The sequence below is a fragment of the Burkholderia sp. Bmkn7 genome, from assembly GCF_041103175.1.
Taxonomy (GTDB): Bacteria; Pseudomonadota; Gammaproteobacteria; order Burkholderiales; family Burkholderiaceae; genus Burkholderia; species Burkholderia cepacia.
Map to the genome: position 1 here is coordinate 2,313,604 of NZ_JBGCUH010000002.1, position 18,965 is coordinate 2,332,568.

At 69.7% G+C, this 18,965-nt stretch carries 17 protein-coding genes; 3 read left to right on the top strand and 14 right to left on the bottom strand.

Going from position 1 to position 18,965, the window contains the following annotated elements:
- Positions 1–105: 105 nt before the first annotated feature.
- The 8 genes from AB3K92_RS16285 to AB3K92_RS16320 all read right to left on the bottom strand — a co-directional run bounded on the left by AB3K92_RS16285 (position 106) and on the right by AB3K92_RS16320 (position 9,838).
- A complete protein-coding gene (locus AB3K92_RS16285) occupies positions 106–783 on the bottom strand; it encodes a hypothetical protein (RefSeq protein ID WP_059487948.1) in 678 nt (225 codons plus the stop codon).
- Between the two features lie 774 nt (positions 784–1,557).
- Positions 1,558–2,331: an SDR family NAD(P)-dependent oxidoreductase gene (locus AB3K92_RS16290; protein ID WP_060072513.1), complete on the bottom strand. Its 774-nt coding sequence runs from the start codon at positions 2,329–2,331 to the stop codon at positions 1,558–1,560.
- 32 nt (positions 2,332–2,363) lie between these two features.
- On the bottom strand, positions 2,364–3,950 hold the full coding sequence (locus AB3K92_RS16295; RefSeq protein ID WP_369465427.1) for a FadD3 family acyl-CoA ligase: 1,587 nt from the start codon (positions 3,948–3,950) through the stop codon (positions 2,364–2,366).
- A gap of 39 nt (positions 3,951–3,989) precedes the next feature.
- Positions 3,990–5,033, bottom strand: coding sequence for a 2Fe-2S iron-sulfur cluster-binding protein (locus AB3K92_RS16300; protein ID WP_369465428.1), 1,044 nt, complete (start codon positions 5,031–5,033; stop codon positions 3,990–3,992).
- A gap of 15 nt (positions 5,034–5,048) precedes the next feature.
- The gene (locus AB3K92_RS16305) at positions 5,049–5,567 is read right to left on the bottom strand and encodes a flavin reductase family protein (protein ID WP_021159417.1); all 519 of its coding nucleotides are present in this window, start codon (positions 5,565–5,567) and stop codon (positions 5,049–5,051) included.
- Positions 5,564–7,324 carry an FAD-dependent oxidoreductase gene (locus tag AB3K92_RS16310; protein ID WP_369465429.1) on the bottom strand — a complete coding sequence of 587 codons (1,761 nt, stop codon included), beginning with the start codon at positions 7,322–7,324 and terminating at the stop codon, positions 5,564–5,566. Before AB3K92_RS16310 ends, AB3K92_RS16305 begins: the two co-directional genes overlap by 4 nt.
- Before the next feature lie 10 nt (positions 7,325–7,334).
- Positions 7,335–8,528 (bottom strand): acyl-CoA dehydrogenase family protein, encoded by a 1,194-nt coding sequence (locus tag AB3K92_RS16315; RefSeq protein ID WP_060055500.1) that lies wholly within the window; start codon positions 8,526–8,528, stop codon positions 7,335–7,337.
- Positions 8,529–8,698: 170 nt separating this feature from the next.
- Complete coding sequence (locus AB3K92_RS16320; RefSeq protein ID WP_011355016.1) at positions 8,699–9,838, bottom strand: LLM class flavin-dependent oxidoreductase; 1,140 nt, start codon at positions 9,836–9,838, stop codon at positions 8,699–8,701.
- 260 nt (positions 9,839–10,098) lie between these two features.
- On the opposite strand from AB3K92_RS16320, the gene AB3K92_RS16325 reads away from it, so the two are divergent.
- Complete coding sequence (locus AB3K92_RS16325) at positions 10,099–10,449, top strand: VOC family protein (RefSeq protein WP_011355015.1); 351 nt, start codon at positions 10,099–10,101, stop codon at positions 10,447–10,449.
- 85 nt (positions 10,450–10,534) lie between these two features.
- Here the strand turns inward: AB3K92_RS16325 and AB3K92_RS16330 are convergent, their stop codons facing one another.
- Positions 10,535–11,395, bottom strand: a complete 861-nt coding sequence (locus AB3K92_RS16330) for a LysR family transcriptional regulator (RefSeq protein ID WP_021159414.1) — start codon at positions 11,393–11,395, stop codon at positions 10,535–10,537.
- A gap of 150 nt (positions 11,396–11,545) precedes the next feature.
- On the opposite strand from AB3K92_RS16330, the gene AB3K92_RS16335 reads away from it, so the two are divergent.
- A complete protein-coding gene (locus tag AB3K92_RS16335; protein WP_059622818.1) occupies positions 11,546–12,934 on the top strand; it encodes a DHA2 family efflux MFS transporter permease subunit in 1,389 nt (462 codons plus the stop codon).
- A gap of 9 nt (positions 12,935–12,943) precedes the next feature.
- Here AB3K92_RS16335 and AB3K92_RS16340 read toward each other — a convergent pair whose 3' ends face one another.
- Positions 12,944–13,327 carry a DUF4377 domain-containing protein gene (locus AB3K92_RS16340; RefSeq protein ID WP_059588922.1) on the bottom strand — a complete coding sequence of 128 codons (384 nt, stop codon included), beginning with the start codon at positions 13,325–13,327 and terminating at the stop codon, positions 12,944–12,946.
- 624 nt (positions 13,328–13,951) lie between these two features.
- On the opposite strand from AB3K92_RS16340, the gene AB3K92_RS16345 reads away from it, so the two are divergent.
- The gene (locus AB3K92_RS16345) at positions 13,952–15,145 is read left to right on the top strand and encodes a tyrosine-type recombinase/integrase (protein WP_369465430.1); all 1,194 of its coding nucleotides are present in this window, start codon (positions 13,952–13,954) and stop codon (positions 15,143–15,145) included.
- A 46-nt stretch (positions 15,146–15,191) separates the two neighbouring features.
- Here the strand turns inward: AB3K92_RS16345 and AB3K92_RS16350 are convergent, their stop codons facing one another.
- The 4 genes from AB3K92_RS16350 to AB3K92_RS16365 all read right to left on the bottom strand — a co-directional run bounded on the left by AB3K92_RS16350 (position 15,192) and on the right by AB3K92_RS16365 (position 18,608).
- Positions 15,192–15,590, bottom strand: coding sequence for a lysozyme inhibitor LprI family protein (locus AB3K92_RS16350; RefSeq protein WP_021162957.1), 399 nt, complete (start codon positions 15,588–15,590; stop codon positions 15,192–15,194).
- 184 nt (positions 15,591–15,774) lie between these two features.
- On the bottom strand, positions 15,775–15,993 hold the full coding sequence (locus tag AB3K92_RS16355; RefSeq protein ID WP_027791772.1) for a YXWGXW repeat-containing protein: 219 nt from the start codon (positions 15,991–15,993) through the stop codon (positions 15,775–15,777).
- 60 nt (positions 15,994–16,053) lie between these two features.
- A complete protein-coding gene (locus AB3K92_RS16360; protein WP_175852910.1) occupies positions 16,054–17,217 on the bottom strand; it encodes a DUF1501 domain-containing protein in 1,164 nt (387 codons plus the stop codon).
- Positions 17,214–18,608, bottom strand: coding sequence for a DUF1800 family protein (locus tag AB3K92_RS16365; protein WP_059864064.1), 1,395 nt, complete (start codon positions 18,606–18,608; stop codon positions 17,214–17,216). The genes AB3K92_RS16360 and AB3K92_RS16365 overlap by 4 nt, the downstream gene beginning before the upstream one ends.
- Positions 18,609–18,965: the final 357 nt, after the last annotated feature.

The window sequence follows — 18,965 nt, forward strand, 5'->3', positions numbered from 1 at the left end:
GTGCTCGCGAGGGTCGTCGGCCCTCGCGTGCCGACATCCGTTGGCCCGGCCTGATCGGCGATGCCGGCCATTCCCCGCCCGGCGCACGCAACGACGCCCCGCCGCTCAGAACCGATACGAAATCCCGATCTGCAACACCGGATACCACCGGTAGCGCGACATTACCTGCCGCAGCGAATCCAGCCCGCTCGCGGCCAGGATCTGGCTCTTCGCGGGGCCGGCCGCGGCCGCCAGTTCCGGCGACAGCGTGTACGAGCATTTCGGTATCCCGTACGCAACGCCGAGATCGGCGACGAATCCCAGCCCTTTCGACGCCGGCCGGTGCCCGTAGCCGATCCCGAAGTACGGCATCACGGTCGGATAGCGCGCTTCCGCGACCGCGTACATCCCCGGCATCGCCGGATAGCGCTTGCCGCCGAACACATAAGTGCCATTGGTCGGCACCGATACGCCGCGAAGCTCGTCGTCGTTGAAGCGTAGCCCGAGCGTCGCGCGGAAGCCGCTGCCTCGCCACGGAAAGATGTCCGCGTACAAGCCGCCCTGGCGCAGCTTCAGGTCGTCCTGATAGCGATTGCCGGCCACCGTGAAGTCATGCGAAAGATCGATCGCATTGAAATCCGCATGCGCACCGAGCATCGAATTGAAGCTCACGGCCGCGCCGATGCCGACGCCCTGCGTGCCGCCCTGCAGGTAGATTTCCTGCGCATGCGCACTCGCGGCGAACACCACCGCGACGAATGCCCATTGGTTCACTGTCGTTTTCACGGGCGCCTCCCCCGACATGTGCCGGGCGCGCCTCGCCAACGCATGCGACCTGCGTCGCCATGCGTGATGCGAACCCCGGCACGACACCTTGCAAGCACGCTTGCTGTTCGACGGATCGGGAACACGTTGCCGATTCGCATGACCGATACGACATGCGCGGCAGGTACGCCGCGACAGGCGGCAACCGCGGCCCGATCCGATTCCCCGTTTGTTTCGATGTCCTTGCATGCCGCCGACGCGTTCGTCGTTCTCGCGAAATTCGTTTGCGCCAGCGGCACCGGGTCAACCGCAAGGCACGTGCCATGCGGCGCAAATCGAAGCGGGAAAAGCGTGTCCGCGTCGCACGGGCGGCAACGCGGGGCGCAATGGTGGGGAAATGTTTCAGGAACGTATCCGTATCCGGCGCGCCGCGCCGAAAGGCGCGATTGGCGGATTTGCGCGTCGATCGCGCAACGCCTGCGGAACGAGGCCGGACGGCCGTCAGCGCACGCGCGTCGCCACGACGATCAATCGTGGGCAGAGGAATACGTCGGAAAAGCGTTGCAAAAGTGTGACCTTTGGGCGGGCGCACGCGATGCCGATGCGCGATCGTGCGTGACGAGGCAGGGTGAATACCGATGCGTGCGCATCCATCTGTCCGTGTCCGGGACAGATGCAATACGCGAGCCGATCGGTATATCGGCCCGCGTCGTCGATGATTTTCGGAAGGGATGGTGCGCGCGATATCCGCGCGCAAAACCACCGACCGTTCAGATACGGTTGTCCGAATGAATTTGCCGCTTCGGCATGCCGCTACAACCCATACCCACCGGAAACATTCAACTGCTGCCCGGTAATGTAACCAGCCCGATCAGACGCCAGGAACACCGCCGCCCGCCCGACATCGTGCGCCTTCCCCCATCGCTTGAGCGCGAGCATCTTCTGTGTCTCGTCGATCCACGCCTGGTCGAACTGCCCCTGTTCGAGCAGCACCGGAAACATCCCGGCCTCGATCACGCCGACCAGGATCGAATTCGCGCGAATGTCGTAGCGCCCTTCCTCGCGCGCCAGCCCTTTCACCAGCGCCTCGTTCGCCGCCTTCGGTGCGACCGACAGCCCGTCGCGGTCGGGCCAGCGCAGATGCCCGGCCGACCCGAGCGTCACGAACGATCCGCCGCCCGACGCGCGGAAGTGCGGCAGCGCGGCCTTCGCCGCCACGAAGAAGCCGATCGTCTCGACGTCGATCGCGCGGCGCCAGTCGTCGTGTGTCATGTCGCCGATATGGCGCTGGTTCACGAACGGCCCGGCCGCCCAGACCACCGTGTGCACGCGGCCATGCGCGCCGATCGCGGCCGCGAGCGCGGCGTCGACCTGTGCGGGATCGGTCACGTCCACGCAGTGCGTGGTGGCCGCGACACCCTCGCCGCGAATGTCGCGCGCGACCCGCTCGGCCACGTCGGCCTTGCTGCGGTAGCCCACCGCGACCGGCACGCCGGCCCGCGCGAACTCGAGCGCGACACCCTGCCCGATCCCGCCGCTGCCGCCGAACACCAGCACCGCACCCTGCGGAAACCCGTTGTCGTTCATGCGTTCATCCCGATCGTGTACGGCGGCGGCGCTCAGGCCGCCGCCTCGGTCCCCGCCCGCAGGCGGTACTTCAGCACCTTCCCGGCCGCACTCGTCGGTAGTTGCCCGACGAACGTGAAATAGCGCGGCACCTTGTAGTTCGCCATGTTGCGGCGCGCCCAGTCGTTCAGTTCGTCGGCGTCGGCATGCGCGCCCGGCCGCAGCACGACATACGCGTGCCCGACCTCGCCGAGCCGCGTATCGGGCACGCCGACCAGCGCGACCTGCGCAATCGCCGGATGCGCAGCAAGCAGCCGCTCGATCTCGGCCGGATAGCAGTTGAAGCCGCCGACGATGAACATGTCCTTGATGCGGTCGGTGATCTTCAGGTTGCCGTTCGCGTCGACGCAGCCGAGATCGCCCGTATGCAGCCAGCCATCGGGATCGACGGTTTCGCGCGTCGCGTCCGGCTGGTTGAAATAGCCGCGCATCACGTTGTAGCCGCGCACCCAGATCTCGCCGGTCTCGTCCGGCCCGAGCGGCGTGCCGCCCGGCCCCGCGATACGTAATTCGACATCCGGCATCGGCCGGCCCGACGTACAGGCGACCGTCTGCGCATCGTCGCCTTGACGGCACAGCGTCGCGAAGCCGCACGATTCGGTCAGCCCGTAGCCGGTCAGCACCGTCTCGAAGCCGAGCTCGGCGCGCATCCGTTCGATCAGGCTCGGGGCGATCGCCGCCGCGCCCGTGACCGCGATCCGCAGCGACGACAGGTCGTGCGTCGCCCGATCGGGCGCGTCGAGCAGCGCGTAGTACAGCGTCGGCGGGCCGGGCAGCACCGATATGCGGTCGACGGCAACGCGCCGCAGCACGTCGGCCGGCTGGAACACGAGATGCGGCAGCACGGTCGCACCGCTCGACAGCGCGGCGAGCCAGCCCGCCTTGTAGCCGAACGTGTGGAAAAACGGATTGACGATCAGGTAGCGGTCGTCGGCACGCACGCCGGCGATCGCCGCCCATGCCTGCGCGGCGCGCAGGTTCTGGCCGTGCGCGGTCATCACGCCCTTCGGGCGGCCCGTCGTGCCGGACGTGAACATCAGGTCCATCACGGTGTCGGGCGTCACCCGTGCCTCGCGTTCACGCACCGCGTCCAGCGGCACCTCGGCGCCGCGCGCGAGGAACGCGTTCCAGGTCTCGTCATGCGCGCCGCACGGCGGTTCGCCATCGAACACGACGACACGTTCGAGCGTCGCGGGGCGGTGCGGCGCGAGCATCGCCGGATAGGATTCGCCGAGGAACGTGCCGCAACAGAACAGCAGCCGCGCGCCGCCGTCGTGCAGGATGCCGCCCACCTCCATCCCCTTCATCCGCGTGTTGACCGGCACGAGGATCGCGCCGACGGTGTGGATCGCCAGCGCCGCGACGATCCATTGCGGCAGGTTCGGCGCCCATACCGCGATGCGGTCGCCGGCCTCGATGCCGCTCGCGAGCAGCGCGCGAGCTGCGTCGAGGCGGGCCGTGTCGAGTTCCGCGTAGGTCAGCCGGCCGTGCTCCGACTCGATCGCCGGATGCGCGCCGTGGCGCGCGGCTGCCCGCGCGATCAGCGCGGGCGTGGTCAGGATTTCGTTGTCCATCGTCATAGATCAGGGTGGCCGTGCGCGCCGCCGGCGCGCGTCGGCTCAGTCGGGAAACACCACGCGCAGTGCATCGCTCGCGGGCCGTGCGCAACAGGCGAGCGTCCAGCCGGCCGCGATCTCGTCGTCGTCGAGCACGTGGTTGCTGTCGAGCGCGACCTCGCCGCGCTCGATCCGGCACATGCACGCGCCGCATTGCCCCATCCGGCAGGAATTCGGCGCCGGCACACCCGCGCGCAGCATCGCGTCGAGCAGCGTTTCGCCGGGCGCGCTGTCGAATGCGAACGCGTCGCCGTCGAGCACCGTCTCGATCGCCGCACCGTCGCCGGCCGACGACGCTGCCGCCGTTGCCGCCGTCGCCGCGGCCTGCGCCGGTGCATCGGGCAACGACGCGAACCGCTCGACATGCACGCGCGCACGCGGCAGCCCGAGGCCGAGCATCGCGGCCAGCGCGTTCTCCATGAACAGCGCGGGCCCGCAGATGAACGTCTCCTGCCGGCTGAACGGCCGCGCGAGTTCCTCGAGATGGCGCTGCTGCGGAATACCCTGCACGCTGTCGAGCCAGTGAATCACGCGCACGCGCCCCGGATGGCGCTGCGCGAGCTGCTGCAGTTCGTCGCGGAAAATCACCGAGCGTTCGTCGCGGTTCGCGTAGATCAACGTCAGCATCCCGCGCCCGTGCACAAGCGCCGATTTCAGGATCGACAGCACGGGCGTGATGCCGCTGCCGCCCGCGAACAGCAGCAGGTCGCCGTCGAGTGCGCGCGGCGTGAACACGCCGGCCGGCGGCAGCACCTCGAGCGTGTCGCCCGCCTGCACGCGGTCGCACAGCCAGTTCGACGCCCGGCCGTCGCGCACGCGCTTGACGGTGATCTTCGGCGCGGCGTCGATGCCGGGCGCACTCGACAGCGAATAGCAGCGCGCAACGGCCGCGGCCGCGCACGGCACGTTCAGCGTCAGGAACTGCCCGGGCCGGTACGCGAATGCGTCGCGCAACGCGACCGGCACGTCGAACACGAACGAGCACGCGTCGTCGCTTTCGGCAATCACTTCGGCGACGGTCAGCCGATGGAAGCGCGAATCGCTCATCGCCGGCTCCTCACGTCACGCGGCCGCACGGGCCACCGGCGCGCCGGGCGTCGTGTAGGCGCCGTCGAGATAGACGAGCGGATCGACGTCGCCGCACATCAGCACCTCGCGAATGCGCCCGATGAACACCGTATGCGTGCCGTATTCGAAGCGGCCGTCCTGCTCGCATACGAGGCTCGCCTGCGAATCGCGCAGATAGGGCACGCCGTGCGGCGACGTGTGCCAGTCGCCGGTCGTGAAGCGCGCCTCGCCCTTCAGCCGGCCGCTGCAGTCGATCGCGATGCCTTCGTGGCGGGCCGACAGCACGTTCACGCAGAACGGGGCGCCCGCATCGAGCGGCGGATACAGCGACGCGGTGCGGTTGATGCAGATCAGCAGCGAAGGCGGATCGGTCGACAGCGAGTCGACCGCCGTCGCGGACATCGAGTAGCGCCGGCCGTCGTGCGCGCTGCTGATGACCGTGACGGAGCGCGCGAGGCGGCGCATCGCGAGCAGCATGTCGGTGCGCAGCGGATGGGGGGTGAGATCGCTCATCTTTGGACTCCGTCAAGTTCAGTCGTGGATGGCCGGGCCGGCCGGCCGCCGGCGTCGGCCGCGTGCGCGGCCAGGTGATCGGCGGCGATGAAACCGAAGGTCATCGCCGGGCCGAGCGTCGAGCCCGCGCCGGGGTAGCTCGCGCCCATCATCGACGCGCTGGTGTTGCCGATCGCGTAAAGGCCGGCGATCGGCTCGCCGTCGGCGCGCAGCACGCGGGCCAGCGCGTCGGTGACGAGCCCGCCTTTCGTGCCGATGTCGCCCGCGTCGATCCGCACCGCGTAGAACGGCGCCTGGTCGACCGGCCCGAGGCACGGGTTCGGCTCGTTCCGCGGATCGCCGTAGTACGTGTCGAACGCGTTGTCGCCCTTGCCGAACGCCTCGTCGATTCCGGTCGCCGCGTAGCGCGCCATGTCGCGCAGCGTGTCGTGCAGCCCGGCCGCGTCGACGCCGATGCGCGCGGCCAGCGCGTCGATCGTGTCGGCCTTCACGAGCACGTCGCGAAACGCCGCCGGAATCCGCGCATCGGGCATCATCGACGCCGGCATGATCGGCCCGCACGGATACTTGCGCCGAAACCGCGCGTCGAACACCATCCATGCAGGCACGCTCGCACCGGTGCGCGCATGGTCGCGATACATCGCCGGCACGAATTCGGAATACGGCGCGGCTTCGTTGACGAAGCGCTTGCCGAGGCTGTTGACGATCACGCAGCCCGGCAGGTTGCGCTCGACGAACAGCGCGCGCTGTTTCTCCTCGCCGGCGATCCCGACCGTCGGTGCGCCCCACACGTGTTCCATCAGCGCCAGCGCGGCGCCGAGCCGATGGCCTTCGGCGATCGCATCGCCGGTGTTGGCAGGCGGCGTCGCGCTCCACTGCGCCTGCGTCGGCTGCGGCAGGTAGCGTTCGCGCATCGGCTGGTTACGCTCGAAACCGCCCGCGCCGAGGATCACGCCGCATCGCGCGGCGATCGTCACGGGCTGCCCGAAGCGCTGCGCGCGCACGCCCGTCACGCGGCCGTCCACGTCGAGCAGGTCGCGCATCGGCGTGTCGAGCCACACCGGCACGTTGCGCTCGAGCAGCGCGCGGCGCAGCCCGCCGATCAGCGCGTTGCCGAGCGTCAGGCGCCGGTCGCGCCGCGTGCGGCGGCGCATCCCGATATCGAGCCAGTAACGGCCGAACTGTGCGATCGCGAGCTTCATGAAGCCGGGCCCGCGCGAGAAGAGCGTGTGCGCTTCCTTCGACGTCACCGCCACGCGCCCGCCGATCAGCGTGCCGGGCGACGGCGGCCGCAGCCGGTCGAGCTCGTCGCCGAGCAGCGCGCCGTCGAACGGCAGCGGATCGAGCGCGCGATAACCCGGCATCGCGCCCGGCACCTTCTGGAAATAGTCCGCGTACTTCGGCAGCGACTGGTAGCGCACCGGGGTCTTCGATTCGAGGTAGCGCAGCATCTCCGGCGCGCGGTCGAGATACGTGTCGAGCTTCTCGGGTGTCGACGCGCCGGCCACGCAGGCTTCGATGTAGCCGCGCGCGGCCTCGCGCGAATCGGTCGCGCCCAGCTCGGCGATATGGTGGTTGCACGGCACCCAGATCCCGCCGCCCGACACGGCCGACGTGCCGCCGTACAGCGCCGTCTTCTCGATCACGACGACGGACAGGCCGCGGTCGGCCGCGCGGCACGCGGCGAGCAGCGCGCCCGCGCCCGAACCGACGACCACCACGTCGTACACGTATTGCTGTGCTTGCGGGTCGTTCATCGCGTCTCCGTCAGATGAAGAAGTCGGTGTTCTCGCGGCCGAGCATCACGGCGCCGAGGTTCTGGCCGAAACGGTCCACGTTGTTCGCGTAATGCGCGCGGGCCGCATGCAGGTCGAGGAAGCGGCGCACCAGCGGATTGCGGTGATAGATGCCGTTGCCGCCCGCGTAGCGCAGCAGCGCGTTCGCCGCCTGCGCGCAGCGCTCGGCGACCTGCGCGGACTGGTAGCGGAAATGCACGCGGCGCTCGATCGACACGGCCGGGCCGCCGGTCACCGACGCCATCAGTTCCGCGAAATTGCGCCTGAGCAGCACCTTCATCTCGTCGATCGCGACGGCCGCGTTCGCGCACGCGTTCTGCGCGCCCGGATCGTCGGTCGTCTTCGCGCCGCTGTTGGCCGATACGCGCGTGGCCGCATAACCGGTGAAATCGTCGAGCGCGCCCTGCAGCGCGCCGATGCACGACGTGCACACGGCGCGCACGAAGATCTGCGCGAACGGCAGCCTGAACAGCGGCGCGTCGTTGACCGCCAGGCCCGGGCTCGTGCCCATCATCCCGTCGATGGCCTTGTGCGTGCGGTACGCGGGCACGAACACGTCGTCGACGACGATGTCGTGGCTGCCCGTCGCGCGCAGGCCGAGCACGTCCCAGTCCTGCTCGATCCGGTAATCGGATTTCGGCAGCAGGAAGGTGCGGTATTCGGGCGGCTGGCCGGACTCGGCCGGCGGCACCAGCGCGCCGAGGAACACCCATTCGCACAGTTCGCTGCCGCTCGAGAACTTCCAGTGGCCCGACAGGCGAAAGCCGCCGTCGACCGGCGTGACGCGGCCGACCGGCATGTAGGTCGACGCGATCAGCGTCGCCGGGTCGTTGCCCCACACGTCCTGCTGCGCGCGCTCGTCGAACAGCGCGAGCTGCCAGTTGTGCACGCCGACGACGCCATACACCCACGCGGTCGACATGCAGCCGCGCGCGAGTGCCATCTGGATGTCGAAGAAGGCCTGCGGATCGAGCTCGTAGCCGCCGTAGCGCTTCGGCTGCAGCACCTTGAAGAAGCCGGCGGCCTGCATGTCGGCGATCGTCTCGGCCGGGATGCGGCCCTGCGCTTCCGCCTGCGCGGCGCGGCCGGCCAGCGTCGGCGCCAGCGCCTCGGCCCGGGCGACCAGCGTGGCGGCCAATGCGTTCGAATCGTTGTCGCGATGCACGAATGTCTCCTGTGGAACGGGGCATGCGCCGCGGCGCCCGCCCCGCTCTCGTTCAAAGTTGTTCTGCGCGGCCTGGCCGCGGGCGATGCTCGCCACCACCGATGGTCGGCTTCGCGCGACCGCGCCGCATCGTCCGACCGGACGGGACGACGGGCGCGGCCCGCCCCGCCTTACGCGCAGGCCCGCTCCTTCTCCTTGTTGAAGAACGGGATCACGTGCTCGCCGATATTGCGGATCGTCTCCATCTGCGCTTCGTGCGGCACCGTGCCCATCTGGCACAGGAACAGCACTTCGTCGACGCCGGCTTCCTGCAGGCGGCCGACATAGCCGATGCAGTCGTCCACCGTGCCGTACGCGTGGTTCGGGTTCATCATCGCGAGCGCCGGATCGGCGAAGTTCACGACGACTTCCTCCGACGCGAAGCGCGAGCGGATCACCATCTCGCCGGTGTCGGCCTGCACGAGGTCGTCGCCCCACTTCGCCGGGTCCGGACGCTCGCCGCCCGTGTACCAGTACGCGAGCGATTCCATGAAGTAGCGCTGGCCGCGGATGCCGATCTTGCGGGCGGCCTGGCCGTCGGCCATCACGACCGTCGGGCACAGCGCCGCGAGGTGCTGGGTCGGGCGGAAGCCGACCTGGTCTTCGGGCTTGCGGTTCGCCCACGCTTCGCGATACACGGCGTTCTTCTTCGCGACTTCATCGGGGCCGCCGAAACCGAGCACCAGCGCGCCCATCCCGCGCTGGCCGGCGCGCAGCAGCGCGTCGGTGTTGGTGCACGCGAGGTACATCGGCGGGTGCGGATCCTGGAACGGCTTCGGGTGGATCGGACGCTTCGGGATCTTGATGTACTTGCCGTCGTGCTCGATCTCGTCCTGCACGAACATCTTCGGCACGAGGTACATCGATTCGTCGATCATCGGCTGCAGCTCGTTGAGGTCGTAGCCGAACGCGCCGGCTTCCTGCTGGCTCCCGCCCTTGCCGACGCCGAAATGCACGCGGCCGCCCGACAGGATGTCGAGCAGCGCGACGCGCTCGGCGACCTTGATCGGGTGGTTCATCGCGGGCGGCAGGCACACGACGCCGTGGCCGAGGCCGATGCGCGTCGTGCGGCCGGCCAGGTACGCAAGGAAGGTTTCCGGCGCGCTCATGTGCGCATAGTTGGTCAGCGACGTGTGCTCGACGCACCAGATCGTGTCGAAGCCGACCTGCTCGGCAAGCAGCGCCTGTTCGACCGTCTCCTTGAACACCCGGTGGTCGCCCTCGCGCGATGCGTCGGTGGTCTGGGCTTCGTAGATGAGGGAAAACTTCATTGCGTGCGTCTCCATGTATGTTGGACGAGTCGGGGTCGCGCAGCCCGCCCGCACGATACGGACGAATAGCGACGGTCCACGGATGGGAGTGTCGGCGCGCGGCCGGGCGCGGGCATCGTCTGTTCGGAGTATCGGCACGCGTGCGGGGACAGAGGGGTTTCACGGTCATCCGATCGGACTGCGTGAGCGCGCGAACGGCGCGCTAGCATCGAACGGCGGCACGTTGCACGCCGCCCACATCAAGACAAGGGAGATCCGGGATGAAGGTTTCGATGCTGCTGTATCCCGTCGACGACATCGATACGGCGCTGCCGCTGTTCGTCGACGGGCTGGGCCTGAACGTGAAGTTCCGCGACGGCGATCGTTATTGCGCGCTCGACGGCGGCCCGCTGACGATCGCGCTGGTCGCGGGCGACGAGCAGATCGTCGAGCGCGCGGCGCTCACGCTGCGCGTCGACGAGGACGACGACCTGTATGCGGCGATGGCGCGGGTCGTGAAGGCCGGCGCGTCGGTGCGCGTGCCCGTGCAGGCCGGGCCGCACGAATACCGTGCGGTGCTGGAGGACAAGAACGGCGCGCTGCTGGTGATTTCGCAGAAGCGGGCCGCATGACGGTCGCATGATGGCCGCGTGACGGAGCACATCACATCGCGTTGCGCGGGCGCCGGAGCCGGGCGCGTCGCGCGTGGCGAGCCCGTTACGCGTTCGCGCCCGGCGTGCTCAGGTCGCTCGCTTCCAGCAATTCGAGCAGCGTGCGCGCCGGCTGGCTGAGCCGCTTCGCAGCCAGTGCGATGAATTCGATGTCGGGCAGCACGGGCAGCGCGCCGCCGTTGACCAGCGGCGCCAGCCCGCCCGTCGACAAATAGTGCGACGTCGCGGTCAAGCCGAGCCCCGCGCGCGCGGCCGCGATGCAGCCCGGCTGGCTGCTGCTCGAGCACACGACTTCCCAGCCGATGCCCTTCTCGGCGAGCGCGTTCAGGACGATCGCGCGCGTCACGCTCGGCTCGGCGACCAACACGAGCGGCAGCGGCCGCTCCGGATCGACGACGGTGCCGGGCCGCGCGACCCACTCGAGCCGCGTGCGCAGGAGCGGCGTGCCGCGCCGCTCGCCGAGCCGCCGCTTGCCGATCATCAGGTCGAGCGCCCCCGCGTCCAGCCCTTCGTAGAGCCGGCTCGTCATGCCGGTGGTGATCTCCAGCGCGACGTCCGGGTGCGCGGCGCGAAATCCGGCCAGCACGTCCGGCAACGCGACGAGCGCGAGATCGTCCGGCGCGCCGAGCCGCACCAGGCCCTGCAGCCTCGGCTTGCGGAATTGCGATTCCGCGCGGTTCAGCGCCTGCAGGATCACGTTCGCATGCACGAGCAGCGCCTCGCCATCGGCCGTCATCGCGATCGAATGGGTGTCGCGCACGAACAGACGCCGCCCGACGCTTTCCTCGAGACGACGGATGTGTTCGCTGACGCTCGACTGGTTGAGCCCGAGCTGCCGGCCCGCTTCGGTGAAGCTGCGGCAGTTCGTGACGGTCGCGAACGTCTTGAGCCAGACGGGATTGAGCATCCCGCATTGTCATCGTTGTTTCCGATGACAGTCAATGTCATCAGGCAGCTTCCCGATGACCGCCGGAATCGGTACCATCGTGCGCTTGAAGACCGGCTGGCGCCGTGCCGACGCGCCGCCCGCGCCGGCCTTTGCACCATCGAATTCGCCATGTCCCGGGAACCCACACACTCCGCGCTGCTCTGGATCGTCGCCGCTGCGTTCTTCATGCAGTCGCTCGACACGACGATCGTCAACACCGCCCTGCCTTCGATCGCGCAAAGCCTGCACGCGTCGCCGCTCGCGATGCAGCCCGTCGTGGTCGTCTATACGCTGACGATGGCGATGCTCACGCCGGCGTCCGGCTGGCTGGCCGACCGGTTCGGCACGCGCCGCGTGTTCTCGATTGCGATTCTCGTGTTCGTGCTCGCATCGATCGCCTGCGCGGCGTCGCATACGCTCGGCCAGCTCGTCGCCGCGCGCGCGCTGCAGGGCATCGGCGGCTCGATGCTGCTGCCGATCGGGCGGCTCGCCGTGCTGCGCCGCGTGCCGGGCGAACAGTACGTCGCGGCGATCGCGTTCGTGTCGACCGCAGGCCAGCTCGGCCCGATCGTCGGGCCGACGCTCGGCGGCTGGCTCACGCAGGCGATTTCGTGGCACTGGGTGTTCATCGTCAACGTGCCGGTCGGTGTGGTCGGCTTCCTCACCGTGCAGCGCTACCTGCCGCACGACCAGGCGACACAACCGCCGCCCTTCGATTTCGTCGGCTGTGCACTGCTGTCGGTCGCGATGATCGCGCTGTCGCTCGCGATCGACCCGCCGATGCCCGCGCATCGCGCCGCCTGGGCGGCCGGGCTCGCGGCGCTCGGGCTGGCGAGCGCGCTCGCGTACCTGCCGTATGCGCGGCGCCGCGCGCAGCCGCTGTTCCGGCTCGGGCTGTTCCGCGAGCCGAATTTCGGTTCGGGGCTGCTCGGCAACCTGCTGTGCCGGATCGGCACGAGCTCGGTGCCGTTCATGCTGCCGCTGCTGATGCAGGTGCAGCTCGGCTATACGCCGCTGCAATCGGGGCTGATGATGCTGCCGGCCGCGATCGCGGGGGTCATCGCGAAACGCTGGATCGCGCCGCTCGTGAAGCGCTTCGGCTATGCGGCGTTCCTGGTCGTGAATACGGGGATCGTCGGGTGCGCGATCGCGGGGTTCGCGCTGGTGTCGGTGCGGCCCGCGCCGCTACTGGAAAGCGCGCTGCTGATCGTGTTCGGCACCGCGAACTCGATGCAGTTCGCGGCGATGAACGGCGTGACGCTCAAGGGGTTGTCGCATGCCGACGCCGGCAGCGGCAACAGCCTGTTCACGATGATGCAGATGCTGGCGATGGGGCTCGGCGTGTCGATCGGCGGCGGCCTCGTCAACCTGTTTGGCGCCTACCGGGGCTCGATGGCGCACGGATTCATGCTGTCGTTCGCGTGCATGGGTGGGGTGACGCTGCTGTCGTCCGTCGTGTTCCGGCGGATCGACACGGTCGCGCCGGCGGCCGGTGCCGCAGCGCGCCCGTCCGCGTGAGCGCGGCCGTCAGTTCACCTGACGGCGCTCGACGACGCGCTTGAGCACCCAGCGAATCGACGAGCCGTCGGCCGGCGGCTGAGCCACGCGGTATTCGTCGATTTCGAGCGTGTACAGGTATCCGGGCTGGTAAGCGAAGCCTTCGATGCCCGCGTACCACAGGCTCCACGGCTCGTTCGGGCGGTTTCGCACCTGCAGGCACTCCATCGGCGCGACGCCCGTGCATCGCGCGGATTGCGGCGCGACCTGGACGGTCCTGGCCACCGGCTTGCCGTCGTCGGCCGGGCGCACCGCGTTCGGCGCCGTGGCGACCGCGTCGGTCTGGCATCCGGCGACGAGCGTGCTGCCGGCAATGACGGCCGCGCCGAGCAGCGTTCTGGATTGGCGAATCATCTGATGTTCCTCAGGAAGCGTTGGCGGGCCGATTAGAAACCCTCGCCGCAAGAAAGTTCACAAACACCTTACAGAAATCGGGCCGCCACCTTCATTCGTGGGACGCCGCGCGCGCCGGTACATTACCGCGATCCGGTTCAGCCGCGCGCATCACCGCCAGCTGCTCGCACACGCGCGCCGGGCGACGCGGCCTGTTCAGCCCTGCCGGCCCGGTGCCCGCAACAGGAGACAACCCGAATGTCCACGGCGCCCGCGGCCCCGCCGTCGTATCTCGCCCAGCACGGGCCTGCGCACGCCCGACGGAATCGAGTGCGGTTTCCGCGTGTGCCACGGCGGCAATGCCCGTTCGACGAGCACCGGCCGCCCGGAAAACCGCGACGACAACGCGCAACGCACACCAGCCACGCCGATGGCGCGGCGCGGCGAGTCACCGCCACATCGCGAAAACGATGACGCGGCTGTGCTCGCCCGCCGCGCGCTTCATTACCCGTCTGGCAATCGCCGTCGACGGCGGGTTCACCGTGTGATGATCGTGTACCATCGACGCTTCCCGATTGGCCTGATCGCGCCGCGTTCGTCCGCCCGTCTCCACGCGTACGATCCGCTCAGCGCACCCCGCTTCGCATGACCTCACCCGTTCCGTCCGACACCGCGCTGCGCCCGCTGCCGATCGATGCGCTGACCGTGCCGGCCGCGCTCGATGGACGCACGGGCACCAACCGCTCGACCGGCACGCATCCGCAGATTGCCGCGACCAACGACCTCGACGCGGTGCGCGCCTGGCTCGCGCGCTTCGTCGATACACCGACCACGTTCCAGAACTACCGCAAGGAAGCCGAGCGCCTGCTGCTGTGGGCCGTGATCGCGTGCGGCAAGCCGCTGTCGTCGCTCACGCACGAAGATCTGATCGTCTACCGGCAGTTCCTGCTCGCGCCCGCGCCGGCCGAGCTGTGGTGCGCGAACGGCGGACGCAAGCATCCGCGCGACGATCCGCGCTGGCGGCCGTTCTACGGGCCGCTGTCGGCGGCCAGCCAGCGGCAGGCGCTGGTGATCCTGAACGTGATGTTCTCGTGGCTCGTGCAGGCCGGTTACCTGGCCGGCAATCCGCTCGCGTTGTCGCGCCAGCGGCAACGCCGGCCCGCACCGCGCGTCACGCGCCATCTCGGGCCACCGCTGTGGCAGTCGGTCAAGGAAGCGATCGCCGCGATGCCGCGCGACGACGCGCGGGCAGGCTTCCATGCGGACCGCGCGCGGTGGCTGTTCACGCTGCTGTATCTCGGCGGGCTGCGCATCACCGAAGCGGCCGACACGACGATGGGCCAGTTCTTCTGCCGGCGCGACGCGGACGGGCGCGACCGCTGGTGGCTCGACGTGACGGGCAAAGGCGGCCGGCAGCGGCTCGTGCCGGCCACCGACGAAATGATGGCCGAGCTGTCGCGCTACCGGCGCGCGCACGGCCTGCCCGCGTTGCCGTCCGACGGCGAGTCCACGCCGCTCGTGCTGCCGGTCGGCAAGGCGTACAAGCCGCTCACGCGCGCGGCGCTGCACCGGATCGTGAAGCAGGTGTTCCGGCATGCGGCCGACCGGCTGCGCGCGAACGGCGAAGCCGGCGAGCAGCAGGCACGCGTGCTCGAACAGGCATCCGCGCACTGGCTGCGCCACAGCGCGGGCTCGCACATGGCCGACGGCCGCGTCGACCTGCGGCTCGTGCGCGACAACCTCGGCCACGCGTCGCTCACGACGACGAGCCAGTACCTGCATGCGGACGACGACTGGCGGCATCGCGAGACGGAGGAGAAGCACCGGATCGGATGGTAGGCGCGCACCGGCCTGGCGGCTCCCGGCTCGCACGCCACGCCGGCGCTCAGTGATCGAGTTCGAGCCCGCCCAGGCCGCCGTTGCTGCGGCATTTCGCGCGGTCGCTTTTCGCCGGCACGTCGATCTGGCCGCACAGCACGTCGATGCGCTTGCGGTAGCTGTCGATCAGGCACTGCGTCGTCGTGCAGCGGTTACGCGTCTTCAGCCACGCCCTCTGCGTCGCCATGAACTGCTCGTACTCGGGCGGATCCTCGACCGGATAGTTGCTGAAGTCGTAGAGCATGTGCTGGAAATCCGCGTTGAGCGCATCGTCGAGACGCGACAACGTCGGATTGGTGCAGATTTCACGCTCCACGAACGTGGACGCCTTCGTGCAGTTGAACGACGCGGCGTGCGCGCCGGTCATGCCGGCGACGACGGCCAGCGCAACGAGCCATGCTTTCATGTGGGTGCCGTAACGAAGAAACCGGCGGCCGCGGATCGGCTCGCCGTGGCGGACGAACGGGAATGCGCGTCGCCGGATGCCCGTCGCCACGATCCGGCAGCTTAGGGCAACGCGCATCGCAGTTCAATACGCAGCGCCGCTTCCCCGCACCCTCGCCGCACGCCGCGCGGCACGTCACGCCCGATCAGTACACGCCCACCCAGTGCCCGGGCACCCACGCCCAGTGATTGCCGGCCCACCGGTAATGCCCCTTCGCCCAGCGATAGCCCGGCGCGGGCATCGGCGGCGGCACCTCGACGACCGGCGCCGGCTGCGGCGGCCGCACGGGCTCGACCACGCAGGCGGACATCAACGTCGCACTGGCCGCTACCAGCACGGTGAGCGAAACGGAGCGGATCTTCATCATCTTGCATTCTCCCTTTGTGTCGTGAATGAATCGGCGCGGAAGCGGCAACCCGGTGCATCACGCCGTGCCGCGAATCAGCCCGCTCATCGGCCGCATCGCGCCGCTTTCGGCGAACAGCGCGGACGCGGTGCGGTGCGGATCGAGCCGCAGGCTTTCGGCGGCGGCGCCCGAGATCAGCGCGTCGAGCGACGCGGTCGGCTTCAGGTCACGCCCTTCGTACAGGTCGCCGGGCCGCAAACCCGGCCAGTCGGCGATCACGCGGCCGCCCGCGACCGCGCCGCCCGCGAGCATCGCGACCGACGCCTGCCCGTGATCGGTGCCGCCCGTGCCGTTCGCGGCGGCCGTGCGGCCGAACTCGGTCGCCACCAGCACCGTGGTCTGCTGCCATGCGGGCCCGAGGCCGTCGCGCAGCGCGGCGAGCATCGTGTCGAGCGCTTTCAGCTGATTCGCGAGCCGTGCGTTCTGCGCACTATGCGTGTCCCAGCCGCCCGTTTCGATCATCGCGATGCGCGGACCGTCGTCGCGAGCGAGAAACGTCGCGGCGAGCTTGCCGACACCCGCCGGATCCTGCCGCGCATGCGCATCGCCGGCGAGGCCGCGCGCATCCATCGCCGATTGCCACAACGGGCCGAGCTGCGCGTCGGCCTCGTAGAGCGCCGACACGCGCGCGAGCAGGTCGTCCGGTGCGGCCGGCAAACCGGACGGCGCGTACGACGCCGCCTGCACGGTGCCGCGCAGCGCGAGCGGCACGGTCGGTGCGAACGCGATCGCGCTTTCGCGTGTCGCCGGCAGCAGCGCGGCGAGCCGGTTCAGCCATCCGTCCTTCACCTGGTACGGCGCACGGCCGCCCGTCTCGAGCACGTTCTGGCCGTCGAAATGCGAGCGGTCGCGATACGGCGACGCGATCGCATGAACGAACAGCGCCTGCCCGTCGCGGTACAACTGCGCGGTCTGCACGAGCGACGGATGCAATGCGAACGTGCCGTCGAGCCGCGTCGCGGCCGCCGTGTCGATCGCCAGCGGGCCGCGCAGCGACGCATATGCGGGTTCGGCATACGGCACCAGGGTGTTCAGGCCGTCGGCGGCGCCGCGCTGGATCACGAACACGAAGCGCCGGTCGGTCTCGACGTTCGCGAACACGATTCGCGGCGCGACGAGCATCGCGCCGGCGCCGGCGGCCGCCACGCGCAGGAATTGTCGGCGGGACAGTGCCATGGTCATCTCCGTTGGAAATCGGGCGATACGAGCAGCAACGCGAGCGATGTGGTCGCGCTTTCGGCACGCGACAGCGCGGTCGCCGTCGGCGCGCTCAACGAACCCGCGAGCAACGTGTTGCCGAGCGTGCGCGGATCGAGCCGGTCGCCCGTGCGGGCGGCCAGCCGCTGCGCCAGCTCGACGCGGCGCACGAGCGCATCGGGCGCGGCCCAGCTCGCGGCCACGTCGTCGTAGCCGGCCGGCGAGCCCGGCCGCCACACCGGCTGGCCGAGCTGCGCGAGCAGCGGCGCGGCCTTCAGGTCGCCCGTGTCGTGCCAGCCGAGCCCGCGCAGCGAAGAAACGGCCCACTCCCACGGCGTCTTGAACTTGCGGTTGACCGGCGACCACGCATCGGGCGCGTCGACGAGCGCGCGATAGACGGTCGGCAAATCGCCGCCGCTCGCGTCGAATGCGCGGGCGAGCCGGTCGGTCAGCGCGGGCGGCGGATTGTCGGCGACGAAATGACGCGCGAGCTGGAACGCGATATGCCGACCGGTCGCCTCCGAATGCGCGAGGTCGTGCAGGATCGCGCGGGCCTGCGATTCGCCGGGCTGGTCGTAGCTGCGCCCCATCACGGTCCGCACGCCGGGCTCGTGCAGTTTCGGGCGAAACACGAACGCGCCGGGCGCCGCATCGCCGGGCTGCGGGCCGCGCCCGCCGACGATGCTCCAGCCGGTCAGCGCGCGCGCGAATTCCGTCACGTCGGCTTGCGTATAACCCGTGCGTACGCCAAGCGTGTGCAGCTCCATGATTTCGCGCGCGAGATTCTCGTTGAGCCCGCGTCGGCCCGACGGATTGCGCGCTTCGGCACGCAGCGCGGCCGGGCTGTCGGGGCCGACCGAGCGCGCCTGGTCGAGGAACAGCTGCATCGCGGGATGCTGCTCGACGGCGACCAGCATGTCCTCGAAACGGCCGAGCACGTGCGGGCGGATCGCGTCGCGTTCGAACGCGCCCGCGTAGGCCGCCACCGGCCCCTTGTCGACCGATACCGCGAAATGGTTCGCCCAGAAGTGCACGAGACGCTCGACGAACGGCGCGGGCGTGTTCAACGCACTGTTGACCCGCGCGACGACGGCACTGCGATACGTGTCGTTGCCGTCACGCCGGATCGACTGCTCGGTCGCGCGCTTCGTTGCGGGATCCTCGCTGGTCATCGCATTGCGCGCGTTCGCGAAGCGCGTGGCGAGCGCCACCGCGTCGGGCTCGCCGGCCCACGCGGCCGGCCGTACTTCGTAACGGTCGAATTGCGCGACGAGCGCCGCCTTCGGGTCGGCAGGCGGCGCTTCGTCGGCCCGCGCGCCGAGACCGAAGCGGTTCAGCGCGATGGCGGCCGGGGTGATGTCGTTCGGGTGGTCCATGGCGGGGCTCGTGCGATGCGTACCCGTGTTAAACGTCGGCCGGCGGGAAATCCGTCGCCGGGAAGACGAATATTTCGGGTTTGGCGCGCGGGGTTGAAAACGTGTGTGTCGGCGTGCGAGTTTCCGGCGTGGACTTCAATGCGTGTGTGTCGCCGTTCGAGTTTCCTGCGCGGATTCGACCGACGGTGGCAACGCATCGACAGATCGCTCAGCCGCCGCAACGCGGCACCGTGCCCCGCCGAGGGACGGACACGCTTCGACATTCGGCCGACAGGCTTTCACCCGCCTGACCGGCGTGGACCGGCCGGATCGTGCGTCGGCCGAAACCCTGGACGGGTCGAATGCCGCCTTGTCGCC

Excerpts from the sequence above, each read along its gene's own strand:
- AB3K92_RS16310 (WP_369465429.1), bottom strand. The coding sequence starts at position 7,324 with ATGAACGACCCGCAAGCACAGCAATACGTGTACGACGTGGTGGTCGTC.
- AB3K92_RS16350 (WP_021162957.1), bottom strand. The coding sequence starts at position 15,590 with ATGAAAGCATGGCTCGTTGCGCTGGCCGTCGTCGCCGGCATGACCGGC.
- AB3K92_RS16355 (WP_027791772.1), bottom strand. The coding sequence starts at position 15,993 with ATGAAGATCCGCTCCGTTTCGCTCACCGTGCTGGTAGCGGCCAGTGCG.
- AB3K92_RS16285 (WP_059487948.1), bottom strand. The coding sequence starts at position 783 with ATGTCGGGGGAGGCGCCCGTGAAAACGACAGTGAACCAATGGGCATTC.
- AB3K92_RS16305 (WP_021159417.1), bottom strand. The coding sequence starts at position 5,567 with ATGAGCGATCTCACCCCCCATCCGCTGCGCACCGACATGCTGCTCGCG.
- AB3K92_RS16300 (WP_369465428.1), bottom strand. The coding sequence starts at position 5,033 with ATGAGCGATTCGCGCTTCCATCGGCTGACCGTCGCCGAAGTGATTGCC.
- AB3K92_RS16365 (WP_059864064.1), bottom strand. The coding sequence starts at position 18,608 with ATGGACCACCCGAACGACATCACCCCGGCCGCCATCGCGCTGAACCGC.
- AB3K92_RS16360 (WP_175852910.1), bottom strand. The coding sequence starts at position 17,217 with ATGACCATGGCACTGTCCCGCCGACAATTCCTGCGCGTGGCGGCCGCC.
- AB3K92_RS16290 (WP_060072513.1), bottom strand. The coding sequence starts at position 2,331 with ATGAACGACAACGGGTTTCCGCAGGGTGCGGTGCTGGTGTTCGGCGGC.
- AB3K92_RS16335 (WP_059622818.1), top strand. The coding sequence starts at position 11,546 with ATGTCCCGGGAACCCACACACTCCGCGCTGCTCTGGATCGTCGCCGCT.
- AB3K92_RS16320 (WP_011355016.1), bottom strand. The coding sequence starts at position 9,838 with ATGAAGTTTTCCCTCATCTACGAAGCCCAGACCACCGACGCATCGCGC.
- AB3K92_RS16330 (WP_021159414.1), bottom strand. The coding sequence starts at position 11,395 with ATGCTCAATCCCGTCTGGCTCAAGACGTTCGCGACCGTCACGAACTGC.
- AB3K92_RS16325 (WP_011355015.1), top strand. The coding sequence starts at position 10,099 with ATGAAGGTTTCGATGCTGCTGTATCCCGTCGACGACATCGATACGGCG.
- AB3K92_RS16295 (WP_369465427.1), bottom strand. The coding sequence starts at position 3,950 with ATGACGATGGACAACGAAATCCTGACCACGCCCGCGCTGATCGCGCGG.
- AB3K92_RS16345 (WP_369465430.1), top strand. The coding sequence starts at position 13,952 with ATGACCTCACCCGTTCCGTCCGACACCGCGCTGCGCCCGCTGCCGATC.
- AB3K92_RS16340 (WP_059588922.1), bottom strand. The coding sequence starts at position 13,327 with ATGATTCGCCAATCCAGAACGCTGCTCGGCGCGGCCGTCATTGCCGGC.